Origin of the sequence: Nocardia sp. NPDC046763 (assembly GCF_040645495.1) — a bacterium.
Classification (GTDB): Bacteria; Actinomycetota; Actinomycetes; order Mycobacteriales; family Mycobacteriaceae; genus Nocardia.
Genome location: NZ_JBEYYI010000039.1, coordinates 1 through 20159, shown reverse-complemented (window position 1 = coordinate 20159; position 20159 = coordinate 1). Strand labels below are relative to the sequence as shown.

The following is a 20159-nucleotide window of genomic DNA, read 5'->3' as shown; positions in this document are numbered from 1 at the left end:
CCTACGGGACTGACGTGACCGCCGTGTTCGGCCACGACCCCTGGTGGCTGGTGCTGGTCAAATCGATCGGCATCTTCGTCTTCCTGCTGCTGATACCGATGCTCGCGGTGTACGCCGAACGCAAGATCGTGGCCTTCATGCAGATGCGCGTCGGCCCCAACCGGGTCGGCCCGCGCGGCAGCCTGCAGTCCATCGCCGACGGCGTCAAGATGCTCCTCAAGGAGGACATCGTCCCGGCCATCGTCGACAAGCCCATCTTCATTCTCGCACCGGTGATTTCGCTCATCCCGGCCGTGATGGCGTTCGCGGTGATCCCGTTCGGGCCGCAGGTCAGCATGTTCGGGCACCGCACGGCGCTGCAGCTGACCGATATGCCGGTGGGCGTGCTCTACATCCTGGCCATGGCCTCGGTGGGCGTGTACGGCATCGTGCTGGCGGGCTGGGCGTCGGGCTCCACCTACCCGCTGCTGGGCGGTCTGCGCTCCACCGCGCAGGTCATCTCCTACGAGATCGCCATGGCACTGTGCTTCGCGGCGGTGTTCCTGCTCTCGGGCACCATGGCCACCTCGGGAATCGTCAAGGCGCAGAACGGAACCTGGTACGTCTTCCTCCTGCTGCCGTCGTTCCTGATCTACGCGGTGTCCATGGTCGGCGAGACCAACCGTGCGCCCTTCGACCTCCCCGAGGCCGAGGGCGAGCTGGTCGGCGGCTTCCACACCGAGTACTCCTCGCTCAAGTTCGCCATGTTCATGATGGCCGAGTACATCAATATGGCCACCGTGTCCGCGCTGGCCACCACGCTGTTCTTCGGCGGCTGGCACGCGCCGTTCCCGATCAGCCTGTGGGCGGGCGCGAACTCGGGCTGGTGGCCCATACTGTGGTTCACCGCCAAGGTGTGGACGTTCCTGTTCGTGTTCATCTGGCTGCGCGGCACCCTGCCGCGACTGCGCTACGACCAGTTCATGAACCTGGGCTGGAAGCTGCTCATCCCGGTGTCGCTGGCCTGGGTCATGTACGTGGCCACCCTGAAGGTGCTGCAGGACAACGGGACCCACATCCAGACCCCGGGCATGGTGATCGGCGGGATCGTGGTCGCGGTCGTGCTGCTCGCGCTGGTCCTTCGGGCCGGGCACGCGGGTGGCGACCGCACCAAGGCTTCACCGGATCCGGACTCCACCCGGGCCTACTCGGACTTCCCGGTGCCGCCGATGCCGGCCGAACCCCCGGCGGCCACCGAGAAAGCCGGCCTGCTGGATCCGCTCAGCGGCTTCCTGGTCACGGCCTCGACCATGTTCAAGAAGCCGAACACCGAGCTGTACCCCGAGGTCAAAACCCCGACCGCGCCGCGCTATCACGGCCGGCACCAGCTCAACCGGCACCCGGACGGTCTCGAGAAGTGCATCGGCTGCGAGCTCTGCGCGTGGGCCTGCCCGGCCGACGCCATCTACGTCGAGGGCGCGGACAACACCGACACCGAACGCTTCTCTCCCGGTGAGCGTTACGGCCGGGTCTACCAGATCAACTACCTGCGCTGCATCGGCTGCGGCCTGTGCATCGAGGCCTGCCCGACCCGGGCGCTGACCATGACCAACGAATACGAGCTCGCCGACGACAATCGGGCCGACCTCATCTACGAGAAGCAGGACCTCCTCGCGCCGATGGAGCCGGGCATGATCGCCCCGCCGCACGCCATGTATCCCGGCGCGGACGAGGGCTCCTACTACCGCGGTGAAGTCCCCGGCGCCGCAGGCGAACTCGCCGGAGCGGAAGGGACGCAGCAATGATCGACCACCTCTCCCAACCGGCGCAGCAGATCGTCACCCACACCTCCACCGGTGAGGCGGTGCAGTTCTGGATCCTCGCCGTGGTCGCGGTGCTGGGCGCGCTCGGCATGGTGTGCGCGCGCAAGGCCGTGCACTCGGCACTGTGCCTGGCCGCCACCATGATCACACTGTCCGCGTTCTACATCGCCCAGAGCGCACTGTTCCTGGGCATCGTGCAGATCGTCGTCTACACCGGCGCGGTCATGATGCTGTTCCTGTTCGTGCTCATGCTCGTCGGCGTGGATTCCGCCGAGTCACTGCGGGAGACGCTGCGCGGGCAGCGGCTCGCGGTCATCGTGGTGGGCATCGGCTTCGGCATGCTGCTCATCGGCGGCATCGCGCACGGGATGTCCGGCAAGAGCGTCGCCGAGACCGGGCCCGGTCTGGGCGGCAACTACAGCATCGGGGCGCTGGCCGAACTCATCTTCGTGCGCTACGTGTGGGCGTTCGAGCTGACCGGCTCGCTGCTGATCACCGCCACCATCGGCGCCATGGTGCTCGCGCACCGCGAGAAGTTCGGGCCGCCGACCGATCAGCGCACCCTGTCGAAGGAACGCTTCCGCCGGGGCACCCGGGTCACGCCGCTGCCGACGCCGGGCGTATACGCCCGCCACAATGCCGTCGACGCCCCCGCGCGACTGCCGGACGGCTCCTTCGAGGAGCTCTCGGTCAGCACTATCCTGCGGCACCGGCGCAACCGGGCCCACACCGAAGCCGTGGTGCGCACCGTCGGCAACGGCAGTGACACTCACCGGAACGGCAACGGCCACAACGGCACCGACGCGCACGGCGGCAAGAACGGCAACGACTCCCACGAGGAAGGCTTGCGGTGAATCCGGACAACTATCTGTATCTCTCGGCCCTGCTCTTCACCATCGGCGCGGCCGGAGTCCTGGTGCGGCGCAACGCCATCGTGGTGTTCATGTGCATCGAGCTCATGCTCAACGCGGTGAATCTGGCCTTCGTCACCTTCGCCCGCACCCACGGCAACCTCGACGGCCAGGTGTTCGCCTTCTTCACCATGGTGGTCGCCGCCGCCGAGGTCGTGGTCGGCCTGGCCATCATCATGAGCATCTTCCGTGCCCGGCGTTCGACCTCGGTCGACGACGCGAACCTGCTGCGGTATTGACATGGATACCGCACAGATGATGCTGTGGCTGCTGCCGGCCCTCCCGCTCGCCGGCGCCGTGATCCTGTTGCTGCTCGGCAGGGTCAGCGACACGTGGGGGCACATCCTGGGCACCCTCATGGCGCTGGCGTCGTTCGGGGTGGCGGCCTGGGCGTTCAGCGACATGCTGGACCGGTCGAATGATCAACGGGCCGTGCACTACAGCCTGTTCGAGTGGCTGCCGGTGACCGGGCTGAAGGTGGACTTCGCCCTGCAACTGGATCAGCTGTCGATGTGCTTCGCACTGCTGATCACCGGTGTGGGCTCGCTGATCCACGTCTACTCGGTCGGCTACATGGCCCACGATCCGGGACGGCGGCGATTCTTCGCCTACCTCAACCTGTTCCTGGCCGCCATGCTGGTGCTGGTCCTCGCCGACAACTACCTGGTGCTGTACCTGGGCTGGGAAGGCGTCGGCCTGGCGTCCTACCTGCTGATCGGGTTCTGGTACGAGAAGCCTTCCGCCGCAACGGCGGCCAAGAAGGCGTTCGTGGTCAACCGCGTCGGCGACATGGGACTGGCCATCGCGCTCATGGTCATGTTCGCGACCTTCGGGAGCATCGACTTCGGAACGGTGTTCGGGGCGGCCGGGCAGGCCGGCACCGGAACCCTCACGGCCATCGGGCTGCTGCTGCTCCTGGGGGCCTGCGGCAAGTCCGCGCAGGTGCCGCTGCAGTCCTGGCTCGGGGACGCAATGGAGGGCCCGACACCCGTGTCGGCGCTCATCCACGCGGCCACCATGGTCACCGCCGGTGTCTACCTCATCGCCCGCTCGAACCCGATCTTCGATCTGGCTCCCGGCGCGCAGGCCGCCGTGATGGCAGTCGGCGCAATCACTTTGCTGTTCGGCGCCATCATCGGTTGCGCCAAGGACGACATCAAGAAGGCGCTCGCGGCCTCGACCATGAGCCAGATCGGCTACATGGTTCTCGCCGCGGGGCTCGGCCCGGTCGGCTACGCGGCGGCCATCATGCACCTGCTCACGCACGGCTTCTTCAAGGCTGGGCTGTTCCTCGGCGCGGGCTCGGTCATGCACGCCATGGACGACGAGACCGACATGCGCCGTTACGGTGGGCTGCGTAAACTGCTGCCCGTCACCTACGTGACCTTCGGGCTGGGATACCTTGCCATTCTGGGTGTTCCGCCCTTCGCCGGGTTCTGGTCCAAGGACCGGATCATCGAGGCGGCGTTCGCGCACGGCGGATTCGGCGGCATCGTCACCGGCTTCGCCGCACTGTGCGGCGCGGGCATCACCGCCTTCTACATGACTCGCGTCATGATCCTCACGTTCTTCGGCGAACGCCGCTGGCGTGCCGGCGTGCACCCGCACGAGGCGCCCGTCTCCATGACCGGGCCGATGATCCTGCTGGCCTTCGGCTCAGCGTTCTCCGGCATGCTCTTCGCCTACGGCTCCTCGCTCACCAACTGGCTGGCCCCGGTCGTCGGTGAGCACCACGCCGAACCGTTCATCCCGTCCTGGGCGATCACCTTCTTCGCACTCGCGGTGGTGGCGGCCGGCATCTGGGTGGCCTACGACCAGTACGCCCACGCCGAGATCCCCGAAACCGCTCCTGCCGCAGGCCCGCTCGTCGAGGCCGCCCGCCGCGACCTCTACGGCGACGCCGCCAACGAGGCCGCGTTCATGCGCCCCGGCCAGCACCTGACCCGGTCGCTGGTGTTCGTCGACAACCGCGGTATCGACGGCCTGGTCAACACCACGGCCGCCGTCGTCGGCGGCCTGTCGGCCCGGATCCGGCGCGTGCAAACCGGTTTCGTGCGCTCCTACGCCCTGTCCATGTTCACCGGCGCGGCCCTGGTGGTCGCCGCCCTGCTGGCGGTGAGGTTCCTGTGAACGACCTTGCTAGTTCATCGTTGGGCGCCGTGCGGGAATTCCCCTGGCTCACCACGCTGTGGGCCGTGCCCCTTGCCGGAGCCGCACTCGCACTGCTGTTTCCGGCGGGCCGGCGCACCGGGGTGCGGGTCTTCGCGCTGCTGGTCTCGCTGGGCACCCTCGGCATCGCCATCTGGCTGGCCACCCGGTTCGAAACCGGTGGCGCGCAATACCAGTTCGTCGAGAAGCAGCAGTGGATCCCGGCCTTCGGGGCGGGCTACACGCTCGGTATGGACGGCATCGCGCTGGTCCTGGTTCTGCTGACCACCGGGCTGGTGCCGCTGCTGTTGCTCGCCGGATGGCAGGACGAGCGGGAGGTAGGCACCGGCCCGCGGGTCACGCACTTCTACGTGGCACTCACCCTCGTCGTCGAATCCATGGTGCTGATCTCGTTCACCGCGTTGGACATTCTGCTGTTCTACGTGTTCTTCGAGGTCATGCTCATCCCGATGTACTTCCTCATCGGCGGCTTCGGGCCGCGGACCGGGGATGCGGCGGTGCGGCAGCAGCGGTCGCGGGCCGCGGTGAAGTTCCTGCTGTACAACCTGTTCGGCGGGCTCATCATGCTGGCGGCGGTCATCGGGCTGTACGTCATCACCGCACGCGACAAGCTCGGCAGCAATGGCGGCGGCACCTTCGACTTCCGGACGGTCATGGAGGCGGCCAACTCCGGCCACCTCGGTGCGACGCCCGCGGTGTTGAACGCGCTGTTCCTGGGCTTCATGTTCGCATTCGCGGTGAAGGCCCCGCTGTGGCCGCTGCACACCTGGCTGCCGGACGCCGCGGTGTCGGCCACCCCGGCCAGCGCGGTGCTCATGATGGCGGTGGTCGACAAGGTCGGCACCTTCGGCATGCTGCGCTACTGCCTGCTGCTGTTCCCTTCGGCCACTTCGACTTACGCGCCGCTGATCAGCTTGCTCGCGGTGATCGGAATCATCTACGGCGCGCTGCTGGCCGTCGGCCAGACCGACGTCATGCGACTGATCGCCTACACCTCGATATCGCACTTCGGGTTCATCATCCTCGGCATCTTCGCGCTCACCACCCAGGGCGGCACCGGCGCGACGCTGTACATGGTCAACCACGGCATCTCGACCGCAGCGCTGTTCCTGATCGCCGGATTCCTGGTGTCGCGCCGGGGAACCCGGCTCATCGCCGCGTTCGGCGGTGTCCAGAAGGTCGCACCCATCCTGGCGGGCACCTTCCTCATCTCCGGCCTGGCCACCCTCTCGCTGCCCGGTCTCGCACCGTTCATCAGCGAATTCCTGGTTCTGATCGGCACATTCACCCGGTACCCGGTGGCGGCCGTCCTCGCGGCCTCCGCACTGGTGCTGGCGGCGCTGTACGTGCTGTGGATGTACCAGCGCATGATGACCGGCCCGGTGAAGGAGGGCAACGAGCGGCTCTACGACCTGCTCCCCCGCGAAATGGTGGTCGTGGTCCCGCTCATCCTCGCCCTGCTGTTCCTGGGCGCGTACCCGAAACCGGCGCTGGACCGGATCGATCCGGCCGTCGCCCGCACCCTCACCACCATCGGACAGCACAATCCGGCGCCGGCCGTGCAGCCGGAAGCCGCCCAGACGACCACCGGAGGTGCCCACAAATGAGTGGAGGTCTGCTGCTCGCCGCGACAGTCCCGGCACCGAGCATCGAATACCGAGACCTGTCCCCGATGCTGATCGTGTTCGGCGTCGCCGTCGCGGGCGTCCTGGTGGAAGCCTTCGCGCCCAGGCGATCCCGCTATGGGGTCCAGCTGGTGCTCGGCCTGGGCGGCCTGGCCGTCGCGCTCGGCGCGGTGATCGGACTGCGCGATGTCCGCGAGACGGCTGTCGTGGGCGCCGTTGCCATCGACGGGGTTTCCCTGTTCCTGCAGGGCACCATCCTGGTGGTCGGCATCCTCGGACTGCTGTTCATCGCCGAACGCCACGCCGACCGCATGCCGGTGCGGCGGGAAGGGCCCGGCACCTGGAGCCTGACCGCCTCGCGCGGCGGGGTGGACGGATTCACCCCGCAGGCGGCGGCCACGCCAGGCAGTGTCGACGAAATCGCCGCCACCAAAGCCGGAGTCGCCACCACCGAGGTCTTCCCCCTCACCCTGTTCGCGCTCGCCGGCCTCATGCTGTTCCCGGCCTCGAACGACCTGCTCACCATGTTCGTGGCGCTGGAAGTGCTGTCGCTGCCGCTGTACCTGCTGTGCGGGCTGGCGCGGCGTCGCCGGCTGCTGTCGCAGGAGGCCGCGCTGAAATACTTCCTGCTGGGTGCGTTCTCATCGGCCTTCTTCCTCTACGGCATGGCGCTGCTGTATGGCTACGCCGGCACCATCCGCCTGGCAGGCATTGCCGAAGCCGTCACCCGCGATGCCGGAAATTCGCACACCCTGGCCATTCTCGGCATCGCCCTGCTGGCGGTCGGCCTGTTGTTCAAGATCGGCGCGGTCCCGTTCCAGTCCTGGGTGCCCGACGTTTACCAGGGTGCGCCGACCTCGATCACCGCATTCATGGCCGCCGCCACCAAGATCTCCGCAGTCGGTGCATTGCTGCGCGTGCTGTACGTTGCGGTCCCCGACCTGCGCAACGACTGGCGGCCGGTGCTCGCGGCGGTCGCCATCGCCACCATGGTCGTCGGCGCGATCCTCGCCGTCACCCAGACCGATATGAAGCGCATGCTCGCGTATTCCTCGGTGGCGCATGCCGGTTTCATTCTGACCGCCCTGGTGGCGGCGACCACCGCGGGCGTCTCGTCCGTCCTGTTCTACCTCGCTGTCTACGGCCTCGGCACTCTCGGGGGCTTCGCCGTGGTCAGCCTGGTCCGTGACGAAAACGGTGACGAGGCAACGGCGTTGCCCGCCTGGGCCGGCATGGGTCGCCGCTCCCCCTGGCTGGCGACCATCTTCTCCTTGTTCCTGCTGTCCTTCGCCGGTATCCCGCTCACCAGCGGCTTCATCGCCAAGTTCGGCGTGTTCGCCGCGGCCACCGGCGGCGATGCCGCGACCCTGGTCATCGTCGGTGTCATCTCCAGCGCCATCGCGGCCTTCTTCTACCTCCGCGTGATCGTCCTGATGTTCTTCACCGACCCGCCGGCCACCCCGCCCACCGTCGTCTACCCCACCCTGACCAGCACCGTCATCGCCCTCACCGCCGCGGCCACCCTGGTCCTCGGCATCTTCCCCCAGCCCCTGCTCGATCTGGCCAAGAACGCCTCGACGTTCGCCCGCTGAGCCTCGGCCAATCGATCGGGCCCGCCGCGACATTCGCGGCGGGCCCGATTCATGCTGTCGCCCGGTATGACGATGTCGGGTCGGTGGCGATCCAGGTCAGGTATTTGTCCTGCACACCGTGGTACAGATCGGTGAGGATGCCATCGGGTGTTGCGGCGGGTCCCTGAGGGCGGCCTTGCGCAATGGCGATCTCGATAGCGCTGTGTGGTGCGATGCAGGTGAGGTAACAGCTGCAGCGCACCATCGGCCAGACCTGCACGCCGGGCGGTGCGTTGTCGAGCACGTTGCGCCACGATCCGTCGAACTGACGCACGAACACTTCCCCGACGAACCGTCCGAACCGATCGATCAGGGCGCGATTCTCAGGGGCGAGGATGCCAGGACAATCTACGATCCGCGTACGCGCCACCCGCACGGCAGCCTGCAGCCCCTGCAAGGTCCAGGGGTCGTCGAGCGCGCCCACAGTCGGCGCGTCCTGCGCGAAGAACAACTCCAGCGCAGCGGAATGTCCGGCCACCCAGGCACCATAATCGTCCAGCAGCGATTCGGCCGGCAACGAAACCTGTTGCACAACAACATCATCGAGAATCATCACGACCCTACCCCTTTCGGAATTCGGGCTGCCACCAGACCCGCCGAGCTCACCGGCAGCCCTACCGCCGACAAAACAACCCCAAGACCACTACGCCCGGTCCTTGTATCCGACACCGACCGCCGTACAGCAAACCGTGAGCACCCTCCGAGCTCATTCTCGAATCCTTGCGATCGAATACGGCTCAAATGGGAAGATCACCGTAGCCCGACGCATGAACAAACAGCCCACCCCGAGACCGAACGGATACCAATCCCGACAGCAGCTACCTTTTGGTGATCTGGCCGGGGATTGTTCGCCGAACCTGAGCATCCCGCGAGACCGGCGCTGGCGGGTGGGCAGCGCTCGTTCGAGCCGAGCCTCAGCCTTTTCCCTGTCGGCTCGGGGGCGCCGGTGGTCAGTCGAGAAGGCCGAGTGCGGTGAGGATATCGGTGGTTTCGGTGCGGGTGGCGTAGTTGGGGTGGACATCGATCCAGCGGATCGTTTTGTCGCTGTCGATAACCAGCACGGTCGGCATCGGCAGGCCGTATCCGTTGTCGGCGTTGAGCGTTGGCAGATCGAGGCCCAGGCTTCGCTGGGCTTCGCGGACCTGGTCGGTGGGTGCGGTGAGGACGCCGAGTGCCCGGGCGATCTGGTTCCCGGGATCGGAGAGCACGGTGAAGGTCAGATCGTTCTTCTCCGCCATGGTCAGCGAGCCGTCGGGCTTCTGCGGACTGAGCGCGATCAAACCGATGCCGCGCTCGATCAGGGCCGGCGCCAGCTGCTCTTGGTATGCCCGTAGAGCCAGGTTGCAGTAGGGGCACCAGGCGCCGCGGTAGATGACGAGGACCGCCGGCTTCCCGGCGAGGGCCGCGTACAGGCTGGTGGGGTTGCCGTGCACGTCGAGGAGGTCGGCGTCCGGAATCGCAGTTCCCGCCTGCGCGACGCCCTCTGGGATCCCGTCGCCGGCGAGGCCGGCCTGCTCGGCGCCGAAGGCGGCCAAGGCGATCTCGGGGATCTGGTCGGCCATGGACTGGTGCATGAGCTCGACGCGCTGGGCGATGGTGGTGTTCGTGCTGGTCACATCCGTCCCTTTCCATGCAGTGGAAGCGAGGAGGCAAGCACCCGACCCACGCGGCCCGGTGCTCGGCGAAAATGGATTCGCTCCTCCAGTCCTACCGAGAAGAAATTGGAATATCAATTCCATTTTCCTGATATCGCCATCCACCGGCCGAACCAGCTCGAGCGGGAGTCACCACACGGAAGCGCGGTCAGGAGACGAAGGCGCTGTCCGGTGCGGACCGGGTGCGGGACGCGATGTGGTCGATCATCGTGTCCAGGGCGATTTCCAGCGGCGCGGTGTCGCGTTGCAGCTGGGTCAGCAGCAGCGCCCCCTGCAGTGCGGCCAGGGTGGTGGTGGCAAGTTTGTCCGGGTCGGCGGCGGGGTCGAGGCGACCGGACTCGGCCATTGATCGCAGCCCGGACCGAACCCCGGATTCCCAGCGGCGGAACGCGGTGGCGACATCGGCGCGGGCGGTGGGATTGATCTCGGCCAGTTCGCTACCCAGGGACCCCAGGGGGCAGCCGCCCCGGCAGTGCATCCGGCGCTGGTGCGCGACGAGGAAATCGCGCCAGGCCCGGAAGCCTTCGATCGTGTCCAGGCGGGTGAACATGGGTTCCTGCCCGCCGACGACGGTGTCGCTCTGATAGGCGATCACCGCGCGGATCAGCGCGTTCTTGTCGGTGAAGTAGTGGTAGACCTGCGAGTTGCTCACCCCGGCGGCATCGCGTACGCCCTCGACGGTGGTCGCGGCGACACCCTGCTCGAACATCAACTGGGCTGCCGCCATCACGATCCGTTGCCGCGTCTGCTCCCCCTTCGGCGTCAGGCGCCGCGGCTTTGTGCTGCTCATAACCTTCACGATAGCGCATTTTCTGGCATTAATATTCCATTTTTGTCGGAACACTATTGGCTGAATCAAGCCAGATTCCTGGCGCCGGGTCAGCCTCGCCAACTGTTTTCGCTATGGCCAGCGCGCGGCGTCACCGAAGCGGTCGGTAGGTTCGGGTGTTGTGGATGCGCAGCTGGGGCGACGGTCATTGTTGGCACTGGGCTCGGCGGCCGCGCTGGGGGCGCTGACCGGATGCGGCGGCGGCAAGAAGCATGACAAGCCGGTCGAGACGACGGGCCCGGCCGGGCCGCCGCCCGCCGCCGGGGCGCTGCCGGACGCGGTCATGATCATCCGGCACGCGGAGAAGCCGACAGGTTCGGGAAAGCCGTATGGGATCACCGAGGATGGCGAGCATGACGAGGAATCGCTGACCGTGCGCGGCTGGGCGCGCGCGGGTGCGCTGGTCGGGCTGTTCGATCCGCGCGGTGCCGATGGCTCTCCCTCCGCCCTCCGTCCCGGACTTGCCAGGCCCGCAACGATTTTCGCCTCCGATCCGGGCAGCCACGGCAGTAAGCGGCCGCAGCAGACCGTGACGCCGCTGGCCGCCGCGCTCAACGTGCGGATCGACGGCCGCTTCCCGAAAGGGCAGGAGGCGCAGCTGGTCTCGGCGCTGGCCGGTGCGACCGGACCGGCGCTGATCAGCTGGCAGCACGAGAACATCGGCGCGATCATCGCTCAGCTCGGCGGCATTGCTCCCGCACCGCCCAAATCCTGGCCCGACGATCGCTTCGACCTCGTCTATGTCTTCACCCGCACCGGCACCGGATGGACGTTCACGCAGGTCCCGCAACTCCTGCTGGCCGGGGACTCGCCCACCCCGATCGCGTGAGACCTGGTCGGCCGCAGCGATTCCCGATCAGATCGCGACGCCGACCAGGTGTCCGATCACATAGGTGGTGATCATGGCGAGCGCGCCGCCCGCGAGCACCCGCACGGTCGCTCGCGCCACCGGCGCCTGGCCGAGCCGGGCGCCCACAGCCCCGGTCAGGGCCAGTGCGGCGAGTACCGCCGCCATGGTGAGTGGCACCCGGATCGCCTGCGGCGTCAGGATCGCCAGCAGGGGCAGCAGCGCGCCCAGCGTGAACGACAGCGCCGAGGACAGTGCGGCGTGCAGCGGATTGGTCAGCTCGTCCGGGTCGATGCCGAGCTCGGCCTCCGCGTGCGCGGTGAACGCGTCCCGGGCCGTGAGTTCTTCCGCCACAGCCTGAGCCGTGGCCGCCGAGAGGCCCTTCGCCTGATAGATGGCCGCGAGCTCGGCCAATTCGGCCTCCGGCTGCTCGGCCAATTCGCGTCGCTCGGTTTCGAGTAGCGCGCGCTCGCTGTCGCGCTGGGTGCTCACCGAGACATACTCGCCCAAGGCCATCGAGACCGCGCCGGCCGCGAGTCCGGCCACGCCCGCGGTGACGATCGCGGCGCTGTTGCTGGTGGCCGCCGCCACCCCGACCACAATGCCTGCTACGGAGACGATTCCATCGTTGGCTCCCAATACGCCGGCGCGCAGCCAATTCAGGCGCGTCGCCAATCCCACCGCATGTGGTTCGGTCGCCTGCGCGACCGCCACCGAACCCTCGAAATCGTCCCTCACGAGGGGAACGGTAATGCTCGAGAGGGTTGCCCGCCAGCAAAGAGAGGCTCACCGAAATTAGGTAATGCATTGCATACCAAGGATTTTCGGCGGTAGACGCGGCGGCGCCGGCGCGGACACTCCGATCGCGACACGTTTGCGACGAGCAGTTTCTCGGCGGATCACCCTATGTGCGGCGCAGGTTAGCCGTAGCGTTGACACCGGCGCCCAGCGGATCAGTTCAAGAGAGCGGCGAGATGCGGCCACAACCATCAGCGATCGGATTCCTCCGGCACGATGTGTCGGGGGCACAGCAACAGTGGGACGAGGCTCAGATCCAGCATCTGGCTCGCCGGCTCGGCTACGACCTGTGCAAGACCCTGGTCTTCGGCCCCGAGACCGATCGCCCGTTCGTGCGCGTACGCACGCTGATCTCCCGCCTCGAGGCCGATGCGGTGATCGTCCCCAGCCTCGCGCATTTCGGCGGCCTGATACCCGACGATATCGTGCAGATCGCCGACATCATCACCGTGAATCCCGAAAACACCTACGCGCGCTGGGCAATTCGTCCCGACTGAATCCGTGTCAGGAAGTCGGAGCGCATTGTGTCGCGCCCCCGTTCACTTCACCCGGGAGCCATGATTCCCCGGTCGCCATGCCGCCATTGTCGGAACAATGCACCGTGTAGTTGTCCGAGCGCCTCGTGATATCGAAAGCGCCGGTGATCAATCCCATGGCAGGTGCTCCGCCGCCCGCGGATACGCAATTCCCGGTCCCGAGCCCGTGCCCGTCCATCGTCACCTGCACCTGATCACACACGTAGCGCTGTCCGTCGGCTCGAGCCGCCGGCGGGACCGCCACGGCGCCCGCGAATATCGCGAGCCCCACCACCCCGAATCCCACACCCCGAACCATTCGAATCCTCATAGTCCACACCTCCGCGCCCTCGGATCAGTGTGTCCTCAGCCTAATCCACGCGTTTACCGGCAACCATGCATTGCCGCAGGCAAAACCCGGGAGGCGCCGCCGCCCATGCATGGTCGTCGACAAAATCGGTCAGCTGTCGTGCAGGACTTCCCGCAGGCGCTTGGCGAAGGCGTCGGGCTGTTCCATGAAACCGCCGTGGCCGCCGGGGAAGAGTGTCGGCTCGAGGCCGAGCTCGGTGCCGAGCGCGCGGGAGGTGTGGTCGCAGAACTTGTCGGCGGATTCGTCGCCGATACCGATGATGATCTTCGTCGGGGTGGCGCGGAGGGCGTCGAGGGAGGGCTGCCAGCCGGAGGTGGTGTGCAGCTCGTGGCGGTAGAAGAAATCGTCGGAGGCGATCGACTGCGGATCCCGCTCGCCGCCGAACATCTGCTGCAGCACTTCCTCGGGCATGAACAGGCCGGTCATGGCGAAGAACTTGCGGACCGCGCCGAGCACATCGCCGGACTCGTAGACGGTCTGGACCTCATCGGTCCGAGCACGCAGCTCGTCGCGATTGGGCAGCAATTCGCGCAGCGGCGGCTCGTGTGCAATGAGGGTCGGGACGAGATCGGGCCGGGCGATGGCCAGCGCGAGACCGGTTATGGCCCCGCCGCTGGACCCGAGCACGGTGGCCGGGCCCAGGTCGACATGGGTGATCACGCGGGCCAGGTCGTCGGCACGCAGTTCCGGCGTCGAGTCCTTGTCGGTGTCGTCGACCGGGCTTCGGCCGTGGCCCCGCGGGTCGCTGCACAGCACGGTGTAGTCGGGGGCGAGCAGTTCGGCCAGCGCGCCGAACGGTCCGGAATCCATCGGCGCGCCGATCAGGGCGATCAGTGGGCCGCTGCCGCGGACTTCGTAGTAGATGGTGCCGTCCGGCACGGCGACGGTTCCGGAGGTGACGGGTGCGGTCGAGGTCATGGTTGCTCCGAGTGGTCAGTACATGGACACCGGATATGACGGTACGACCGCGCCGAATTCATTGCTGCGCGAATGGAAAAGGTGTGAACCTGAAGATGTCAGCCGACCTGGCGGGGTTCGGGTAGCGCACAGGTCATGCCTTCGGCCATACCGGCCGGGCGCACGCCGAGCGCCTGGTTGACGCGGGCACGCTGGTTCTCCCACCCGATGGCCGCGGCCAGTTCGGCGAGCTGGGCCTTGCTCACGTGGGTCAGCAGCTGGCCGCGAATCTCACTCAGATCGAGCGTGGTCGGTGTGAGAGTCATGGCCTCGGCGTAGGACAGGACGAGCTTCTCCAGATCGCTGTACGCGTCGCTGTCCCGATACTTCGGCAGCTCGGTGACCTGCGCTTCGGTGAGTCCGCCGTAGTGGGCCAACGTCGAACCGATGTCGAGGCAGAACTGGCAGTTCACCAGAGCGGCGGCCTTGAGCTCGGCCAGGTCCTTCAGGTGCGGGTCGACCCGGTTGGAGAGCAGCAGCATCGTCTCCTGGATCATGGTGCTGACCAGGAGCTGCGGCCGCCGGATGAGCCAGCCGACGAGATCTGTCCGATTACGGCGGGCCCGCCGCATCGCCTTGACGTAGTTCAGGATTCGGGTGATTGCTCGCATGCGCTGCACTCCTCTTCGAGTTTCGCAGATGCCCCCTTGGAAACATCCTAAGCCGAAAACGACGGGACGTAGTAGATATTGCTCCAGGTTATGGTCCGGTCTCGATCGGTTCGGGGCACAGCACCGGAGCGGCGGCGTTCCAGGAGCCCAGGATGCGCAGCGCCTCGTGACTGGGCGAGCCCTCCAGGGCCGTGTACGTGACCAGCGTCTGCTCCGAGGCTGTAAGTACCTGCAGCACTTGCCAATCCAGCTCCAGCGCACCGACCGTCGGTTGGCGTAGCCGCTTGCGCCCACCGGCCATGGTCCGCACTCCGTGCCCGGCCCACCACCGCCGGAAATCGGCGTCGTGCACCGACAACTCCCCCACCAGCTGCGTCAGTCGCGGATCTCCGGGCATGCGGGCGGCGGCCATGCGCAGACGGTCGACGACCTCGGCGGCGACCTGCTCCCAGTTCACGAACAACCCGCGCACGCGGGGCTCCAGAAAGACCAGCCGGACCAGCGCCCGGTGCGCCACCGGGATTTCAGCGAGATCCAGGAACAGCACAGTCGCACCGGGCTGATGTCCTTCGGCGGCGGGTTGCCCATCACCGACGCCGCGGGACACGTCATCGGGGCGGTCGGCGTGTCCGGCGGCACCGCCGACCAGGACGTCGAGGTCGCCCGGGCCTGCCTGGCCGCGTTCTGATTGCGCGTCAACCGATCTCGAAGCCATCCTCCAGATAGACCGTGATCCCCGCCGTTCTGGCCCAGTGCGCTCCTGCCACGCGCCGGGCCAGCACCGCGGGCAGCAGTCGCGTCGCCGCCTCGCTGTCACACCACGCCCAGCTCCGAAGTTCGGCCGCCGGAAGGGTTATCGCGGCGACCTGCTCGGCGGGCAGCAGCCCGCCGTCGTACACCATCATCACCCCGTCGTCGGGATACAGGCCGGCGGGCACCCAGTCGACCGCCAGCAGCCGCCCGACCGGCAGACTCAGCCCCAGCTCCTCGCGAATCTCCCGCACGGCCGCACGGTAGGGCGATTCACCGGCCTCGACGACCCCGCCGGGCACCTCCCAGTACGGCTTGTAGGTCGGTTCGACCAGCAGCACCCGATCCAGCTCGTCGACGAACAGCGCACCCGCACCCATGCGCTTGCGAGGCAGTCCGGCGACATACTCGTTCAGTTCAGAACCCATGCGGCACAACAGTAACCGGCACTTTCCGGCCTCGGTCGAGCTTGACCGAGCGGGTTGTGGACCGGCGGAACGAGTGAGTTCCCGTGGTTCACGAAGGTGGTGTCGAGAGGCGCGGGTCGCGGGAGCGCATTAGGGATCGGCCCGGAGGGCCAGTGGCGACAAAAGTCGCGCTCAGCTCCCGCAGCGCGCTTTCTATTCCGAGATGCCGTGTGCGGCAGCCGGTTTCTTGTCGGTGGCTGGCTTCGCCAGCCCAATTCCGTGAAAAGTCTCGGTAAGGAGTTGCCGCAGACAATGACGCATTATCTGTGGAAGCTCGCATATTTCATCCAATGAATGATCCTGGTGATCAACGGATTTGGGTGCTGAGCTGCTCGTAGTTGGCCTGGTGCGGGCTTCTTCGAAGTAGCGAGTAGCGACCTTCTCGATTTCGCAACCGGCAGCTTCGTCGCATTCATATCATCTGATGAACGAATCCTTCGGCAGATGTTGAGGTAATCGGTGGCGGGAACGCGGAAGTTCGAGGTTGCTGGGGCGGCGCATCGAGTCGTGGCCGCGGGGTACCTCTGCTACAGCCGGAGCGCAAGTGTTCGAGGCGATGCTGGAGGGATGGCGGCAGCAGCAGCTGAGCCGGAATCTGGCGTTCGGCACGGTCGATGCGCGACTGGACCTGCTGCGACGGTTTCAGCAGCACTCCGGTGAGTTCCCGTGGCATTGGACGCCACAGCAATTGGACGAGTAGTCGACCGATTTGCGGGCGGTGCGCGGCGCCGCGCAATCGACCGTGCGCGCCTATCAGCTGGCAGTTCGCGGATTTCTCGCCTACGTCCGCGAGCCGGTCTATGGCTGGGATGCTGAGTGCGAGAGACGATTCGGGTCTCATCCGGTTCAGATCAGCTACGAATGGAACAGTGCAAGACACGTTCTGGACGCAGAGGGACGTCCGCAGCGGCGAGCACTGACCCGGACCGAGCTGCAGCAGTTGTTCGACTGTCCCGGTCTATTTCTGCGATCCGAAAGAGTCCGTGGCAGCGCGGCAGCAACGAAAACACGAATGGTCTTCTGCGCCAATACCTTCCCCGTCACCTGGATTTGCGCACCTACAGCCAAGCCGACCTCGACGCGATCGCTGACGAGCTCAACGGACGCCCTCGACAAACCCTCGGATTCCGCACACCATCAGAAGCACTCGAAGAGGTGTTGCGATGACCGCCTGAGCCCGCACCGAATTGAGCATGTGCTGGCAGGTGATGGGTTGTCGGCCGGTTGCAGATGCCGATCACGGTTGGCAGTATGGCCCGGGTATGCCGCATCTATCCGATATCGCTCGTGACAGCCTCGACGGTCTGTCTGTGGGGGACGCACTCGGCGCCCAGTTCTTCGTGCCCGGCAGCTCGATTCCCGACCTTCTCGCCGGACGGCCACCCGTTGGACCGTGGCCCTGGACCGACGACACCGAGATGGCTTGCTCGGTGCACACAGAGATCCGCACCCGTGGCGGCATCGATCGCGACGCACTCGCGACCGCGTTCGCCGACCGTTGTGAGCCCTACCGTGGTTACGGTGCTGGCACAGTCGTTGTGCTGCATCAGATCCGTGACGGGCGTCGCTGGGGCGAAGCGGCTGCGGCCGCATTCGACGGACTTGGTTCCTGGGGCAACGGTGCGGCCATGCGTTGCCCCACTCGGAGCCCATTTTGCCGGCAACCCGGACCAGGCCGCCACTCAAGCGGCCTTCTCGGCCGAGATCACTCACCGCCATCCCGAGGCGATCCTGGGCGCCATGGCCGTGGCCGTCGCGGCCAGCCACGCCGCGGCCACTCGTGAAACGGGCTGCACACCAGCAGAACTGCTCGCCGCAGTCGACCCGTACCTGATCGACGGACACACCACCGCGGGTATCCGCCGAGCCCGGGAACTGCTGGGCCACACGGTCGCCGAGGCCGCCTACGAGCTCGGGAACGGTGCCCGCGTCAGCGCCCAAGACACAGTTCCTTTCACCCTCTGGGTTGCGGCCACCTACCTGCACGACTACCCCGCCGCCATCACCGCCTGCATCCAAGCAGGCGGTGACGCGGACACCACCGCCGCCGTCGCCGGCGGCATCGTGGCCGCGCATACCGGCATCGGAAACCGGGCCGATGTCAGAGGAGTACCGCAAGAATGGCTTTCCGCCAGAGAGCCTCTCCCCCGTGGGCGATCCTCTGAACAGATTCCACTGCTTCGTAGCGATCGAGTGATCCACCGTACGGGAACGCACTCATCTGCCGCATACCGCGCTGACCGAACCGGCCAGCGCGGGTATGTGGAAGATCAACGGGCAGGGGCCACCTGAGCCGGCCGACCGGATGTCGTCAGTGCGCGCTCATGCCGATGAGCGTGTCTACGACATCCACACTGAGGTCTCCGCCCGGTCGGCCGTCGGCCGAGCTTGCGATCATCGAGGATGAAATGCCAAGAGTCTCTGCGCCCAATCGACGATCCCAACGGCAACGAGGAAGGATTCGACGCCACACCGGACACACTGTCAGAAGGTGACGCTGGGCTCCTACTCGGCTACCTCGGCACTTACCCGCTACCGCGCGACACCGGGCCACCGGATAGTTCCAGCGAAACCACCGCGCGAGAGCTGCCGACACGACCTACCGGTGATCGGTGCTCCCGCCCTTCCCAGCGGGTTCCTCACTCCACAGTCGGCCTCGCCCCGCGCCGACTCTACGGCGGGGCGAGGACGATCACCGTTCGGGCCCAACCCAACTCGAGTCCAGCTCGATAATCGGATGGCTCGCCTGGCTGCGGTCCCCTGAAGCCACCCACTGCTGCGTCGGGCTGGTCCTCCGGATCCACGCCCGAGCGTGATCACGCCAAGATCTCCGCTTTCAGATCCGGCCTACCCCGCTCTTCCGCGAACACCAGTCCGCGCTCGCACAGTAGGTCCACGAAGTACGCATACGGGCTGTCGTCGCTGTCCACGGCCATCATGAACAGCAACACCAGAAGGTCGTTCGTCGACTCCTGCGACCATCGGTAGCCAACCGCAGGACCGTACTGGTCGAAGATCGGCGCACCGTTCTCAGGTGAGTTGAACCAGACACCCTCGACGCGTCGCACCATCCACTCGCCGATATAGGTGATGAATTGGTCCGCGAGATAATCGTTTTCGGGCGCATACCGTCCATCCTCGCCACGTGCAGCGGCATCGATCAGGGAAACGATCCTGTCGAACGCGGCGGCGCTGAATCGGTCATCGAGCGATGGGCGGCCCTCGCTGCCCCGTACCGCTTCCAGCCGGGGCAGCGTCTCAGTGAACAACCTCTCGATGCGGGCATCGATCGCAGCTGGGTCGCTCCACGCGAGCCAGGCCGCGGACTGCTGGGCGTCGGCGTCGAAGAATCCGGGGTCTAGATCGCTATCTGCCGGAGTGGCCCGTCTCGCGTCGGTTCTCACGTTCCCTCGTATGCGTGTATGCCGTTGATAGTGGCGAATGTTAGACGATCTCGCGCTGCCACAAGGGTAGTGCCGCCGAGATGCTTTTCGAGATTGTCGATAGCCGGACAGCGATACGAGCGCGGCCGGCGCGGTGCGGGGCTTCGACGGGGTGAGCGACGGCGCGCGCTGAGCCCCAACAGCAAAGGCAAGTTCGAGGTCGCCTACTACCTGTACTTCGGCCCGCACCGTTGCAGGTTGGTGGATTCGGCCTCCCCGGCGGGTCGCGCCGCCATGCCGAGGATGCGTCTCAGCAGGCTGAGAGCGAGGCGGGGCTCGATCACTACCAGGGTCCATACCTTTCGGGCCCGGTATGCCCGCATCACCCGGTCGATGTTTGCCTGTCCGGCTCGCGGCATCGAAAATCATTGCAGCAAAAGGGGACTCACCGACAGTCACGAGGACCATTACCGGAGGTCCGCCGCCTGCTGTTAGCACTCATACTCACTTCGAACTACACCTCCGACCACACCTGGCCCTGGTCGCGACGGGGGCGACGCCGCCAGCACCAAGCCCGCCTCAGCCACTACCGCATGCGGTGCCACCCACTCATCTGACCACCGAGTGCCGTTGCAGTACCCCCCGCGACTTCAGCGCTGTCGGCACGGCATGGCAGGGACCGCACTATTCTGCCGCATACCGCGCTGACCGAACCGGCCAGCGCGGCACGCCGAAGATCAACCGGCCGTGCCGATCTGAGCGCCGCGCGGACGCCCGCTAGTGCCGAATTTCGTGCACAACTGGAGGGTGAAACTAGCGGTGTCGACCTTTTGCCGCCT

19 protein-coding genes and 3 pseudogenes are annotated in these 20159 nt (G+C 66.6%); 13 read left to right on the top strand and 9 right to left on the bottom strand.

Annotation, left to right across the window (positions count from 1 at the left end):
• Positions 1-14 precede the first annotated feature (14 nt).
• From nuoH to nuoN, 7 genes and pseudogenes are all read left to right on the top strand, one after another.
• Positions 15-1232: pseudogene (gene nuoH / locus ABZ909_RS39290) on the top strand (NADH-quinone oxidoreductase subunit NuoH); the annotation flags it as partial.
• Positions 1209-1784, top strand: a complete 576-nt coding sequence (nuoI, locus tag ABZ909_RS39285) for an NADH-quinone oxidoreductase subunit NuoI (RefSeq protein WP_357010829.1) — start codon at positions 1209-1211, stop codon at positions 1782-1784. The pseudogene nuoH and the gene nuoI, both read left to right, overlap by 24 nt.
• Entirely contained in the window at positions 1781-2656 is an 876-nt protein-coding gene (locus ABZ909_RS39280; RefSeq protein WP_357010731.1) for an NADH-quinone oxidoreductase subunit J, read from the top strand. The genes nuoI and ABZ909_RS39280 overlap by 4 nt, the downstream gene beginning before the upstream one ends.
• Positions 2653-2952 (top strand): NADH-quinone oxidoreductase subunit NuoK, encoded by a 300-nt coding sequence (nuoK, locus tag ABZ909_RS39275; protein ID WP_357010729.1) that lies wholly within the window; start codon positions 2653-2655, stop codon positions 2950-2952. Before ABZ909_RS39280 ends, nuoK begins: the two co-directional genes overlap by 4 nt.
• Positions 2953-2971: 19 nt before the next feature.
• Complete coding sequence (gene nuoL, locus ABZ909_RS39270) at positions 2972-4843, top strand: NADH-quinone oxidoreductase subunit L (RefSeq protein WP_357010827.1); 1872 nt, start codon at positions 2972-2974, stop codon at positions 4841-4843.
• Between the two features lie 29 nt (positions 4844-4872).
• Positions 4873-6489 (top strand): NADH-quinone oxidoreductase subunit M, encoded by a 1617-nt coding sequence (locus ABZ909_RS39265; protein ID WP_357010727.1) that lies wholly within the window; start codon positions 4873-4875, stop codon positions 6487-6489.
• Positions 6486-8099, top strand: a complete 1614-nt coding sequence (gene nuoN, locus ABZ909_RS39260) for an NADH-quinone oxidoreductase subunit NuoN (RefSeq protein WP_357010725.1) — start codon at positions 6486-6488, stop codon at positions 8097-8099. Before ABZ909_RS39265 ends, nuoN begins: the two co-directional genes overlap by 4 nt.
• Before the next feature lie 49 nt (positions 8100-8148).
• On the opposite strand, the gene ABZ909_RS39255 is transcribed toward nuoN, so the two are convergent.
• The 3 genes from ABZ909_RS39255 to ABZ909_RS39245 all read right to left on the bottom strand — a co-directional run bounded on the left by ABZ909_RS39255 (position 8149) and on the right by ABZ909_RS39245 (position 10583).
• Entirely contained in the window at positions 8149-8694 is a 546-nt protein-coding gene (locus tag ABZ909_RS39255; protein WP_357010723.1) for a hypothetical protein, read from the bottom strand.
• Positions 8695-9088: 394 nt separating this feature from the next.
• Complete coding sequence (locus ABZ909_RS39250; RefSeq protein WP_357010721.1) at positions 9089-9754, bottom strand: peroxiredoxin-like family protein; 666 nt, start codon at positions 9752-9754, stop codon at positions 9089-9091.
• 187 nt (positions 9755-9941) lie between these two features.
• Complete coding sequence (locus tag ABZ909_RS39245) at positions 9942-10583, bottom strand: TetR/AcrR family transcriptional regulator (RefSeq protein WP_357010719.1); 642 nt, start codon at positions 10581-10583, stop codon at positions 9942-9944.
• Positions 10584-10743: 160 nt separating this feature from the next.
• Here ABZ909_RS39245 and ABZ909_RS39240 point away from each other — a divergent pair, with 160 nt between their 5' ends.
• Positions 10744-11451 (top strand): hypothetical protein, encoded by a 708-nt coding sequence (locus ABZ909_RS39240; protein ID WP_357010717.1) that lies wholly within the window; start codon positions 10744-10746, stop codon positions 11449-11451.
• A 27-nt stretch (positions 11452-11478) separates the two neighbouring features.
• On the opposite strand, the gene ABZ909_RS39235 is transcribed toward ABZ909_RS39240, so the two are convergent.
• Complete coding sequence (locus ABZ909_RS39235) at positions 11479-12183, bottom strand: VIT family protein (RefSeq protein WP_357010825.1); 705 nt, start codon at positions 12181-12183, stop codon at positions 11479-11481.
• A 260-nt stretch (positions 12184-12443) separates the two neighbouring features.
• Between ABZ909_RS39235 and ABZ909_RS39230 the strand changes: the two genes are divergently transcribed.
• Positions 12444-12764 carry a hypothetical protein gene (locus ABZ909_RS39230; protein ID WP_357010715.1) on the top strand — a complete coding sequence of 107 codons (321 nt, stop codon included), beginning with the start codon at positions 12444-12446 and terminating at the stop codon, positions 12762-12764.
• A 478-nt stretch (positions 12765-13242) separates the two neighbouring features.
• Here the strand turns inward: ABZ909_RS39230 and ABZ909_RS39225 are convergent, their stop codons facing one another.
• The 3 genes from ABZ909_RS39225 to ABZ909_RS39215 form a co-directional block, all read right to left on the bottom strand.
• On the bottom strand, positions 13243-14070 hold the full coding sequence (locus tag ABZ909_RS39225) for an alpha/beta hydrolase (RefSeq protein ID WP_357010713.1): 828 nt from the start codon (positions 14068-14070) through the stop codon (positions 13243-13245).
• A gap of 98 nt (positions 14071-14168) precedes the next feature.
• Complete coding sequence (locus ABZ909_RS39220; RefSeq protein WP_357010711.1) at positions 14169-14720, bottom strand: carboxymuconolactone decarboxylase family protein; 552 nt, start codon at positions 14718-14720, stop codon at positions 14169-14171.
• Between the two features lie 88 nt (positions 14721-14808).
• The gene (locus tag ABZ909_RS39215) at positions 14809-15267 is read right to left on the bottom strand and encodes a hypothetical protein (protein ID WP_357010709.1); all 459 of its coding nucleotides are present in this window, start codon (positions 15265-15267) and stop codon (positions 14809-14811) included.
• 15 nt (positions 15268-15282) lie between these two features.
• Between ABZ909_RS39215 and ABZ909_RS39210 the strand changes: the two genes are divergently transcribed.
• Positions 15283-15408 carry a heme-binding protein gene (locus ABZ909_RS39210; protein ID WP_357010707.1) on the top strand — a complete coding sequence of 42 codons (126 nt, stop codon included), beginning with the start codon at positions 15283-15285 and terminating at the stop codon, positions 15406-15408.
• 7 nt (positions 15409-15415) lie between these two features.
• On the opposite strand, the gene ABZ909_RS39205 is transcribed toward ABZ909_RS39210, so the two are convergent.
• A complete protein-coding gene (locus ABZ909_RS39205) occupies positions 15416-15898 on the bottom strand; it encodes an NUDIX hydrolase (RefSeq protein WP_357010705.1) in 483 nt (160 codons plus the stop codon).
• A gap of 583 nt (positions 15899-16481) precedes the next feature.
• On the opposite strand from ABZ909_RS39205, the gene ABZ909_RS39200 reads away from it, so the two are divergent.
• The 3 genes and pseudogenes from ABZ909_RS39200 to ABZ909_RS39190 all read left to right on the top strand — a co-directional run bounded on the left by ABZ909_RS39200 (position 16482) and on the right by ABZ909_RS39190 (position 18229).
• On the top strand, positions 16482-16637 hold the full coding sequence (locus ABZ909_RS39200) for a hypothetical protein (RefSeq protein WP_357010703.1): 156 nt from the start codon (positions 16482-16484) through the stop codon (positions 16635-16637).
• A gap of 244 nt (positions 16638-16881) precedes the next feature.
• Positions 16882-17104, top strand: a pseudogene (locus tag ABZ909_RS39195) (IS30 family transposase); the annotation flags it as partial.
• 26 nt (positions 17105-17130) lie between these two features.
• Positions 17131-18229, top strand: a pseudogene (locus tag ABZ909_RS39190) (ADP-ribosylglycohydrolase family protein).
• 524 nt (positions 18230-18753) lie between these two features.
• On the opposite strand, the gene ABZ909_RS39185 reads toward ABZ909_RS39190, so the two are convergent.
• On the bottom strand, positions 18754-19341 hold the full coding sequence (locus ABZ909_RS39185; RefSeq protein ID WP_357010701.1) for a hypothetical protein: 588 nt from the start codon (positions 19339-19341) through the stop codon (positions 18754-18756).
• Between the last annotated feature and the right edge of the window lie 818 nt (positions 19342-20159).

Coding starts and splice junctions, on each gene's coding strand:
- nuoI (WP_357010829.1), top strand. CDS start 1,209: ATGCCGGCCGAACCCCCGGCGGCCACCGAGAAAGCCGGCCTGCTGGAT.
- ABZ909_RS39280 (WP_357010731.1), top strand. CDS start 1,781: ATGATCGACCACCTCTCCCAACCGGCGCAGCAGATCGTCACCCACACC.
- nuoL (WP_357010827.1), top strand. CDS start 2,972: ATGCTGTGGCTGCTGCCGGCCCTCCCGCTCGCCGGCGCCGTGATCCTG.
- nuoN (WP_357010725.1), top strand. CDS start 6,486: ATGAGTGGAGGTCTGCTGCTCGCCGCGACAGTCCCGGCACCGAGCATC.
- ABZ909_RS39245 (WP_357010719.1), bottom strand. CDS start 10,583: ATGAGCAGCACAAAGCCGCGGCGCCTGACGCCGAAGGGGGAGCAGACG.
- ABZ909_RS39230 (WP_357010715.1), top strand. CDS start 12,444: ATGCGGCCACAACCATCAGCGATCGGATTCCTCCGGCACGATGTGTCG.
- ABZ909_RS39225 (WP_357010713.1), bottom strand. CDS start 14,070: ATGACCTCGACCGCACCCGTCACCTCCGGAACCGTCGCCGTGCCGGAC.
- ABZ909_RS39220 (WP_357010711.1), bottom strand. CDS start 14,720: ATGCGAGCAATCACCCGAATCCTGAACTACGTCAAGGCGATGCGGCGG.
- ABZ909_RS39210 (WP_357010707.1), top strand. CDS start 15,283: ATGTCCTTCGGCGGCGGGTTGCCCATCACCGACGCCGCGGGACACGTC.
- ABZ909_RS39205 (WP_357010705.1), bottom strand. CDS start 15,898: ATGGGTTCTGAACTGAACGAGTATGTCGCCGGACTGCCTCGCAAGCGC.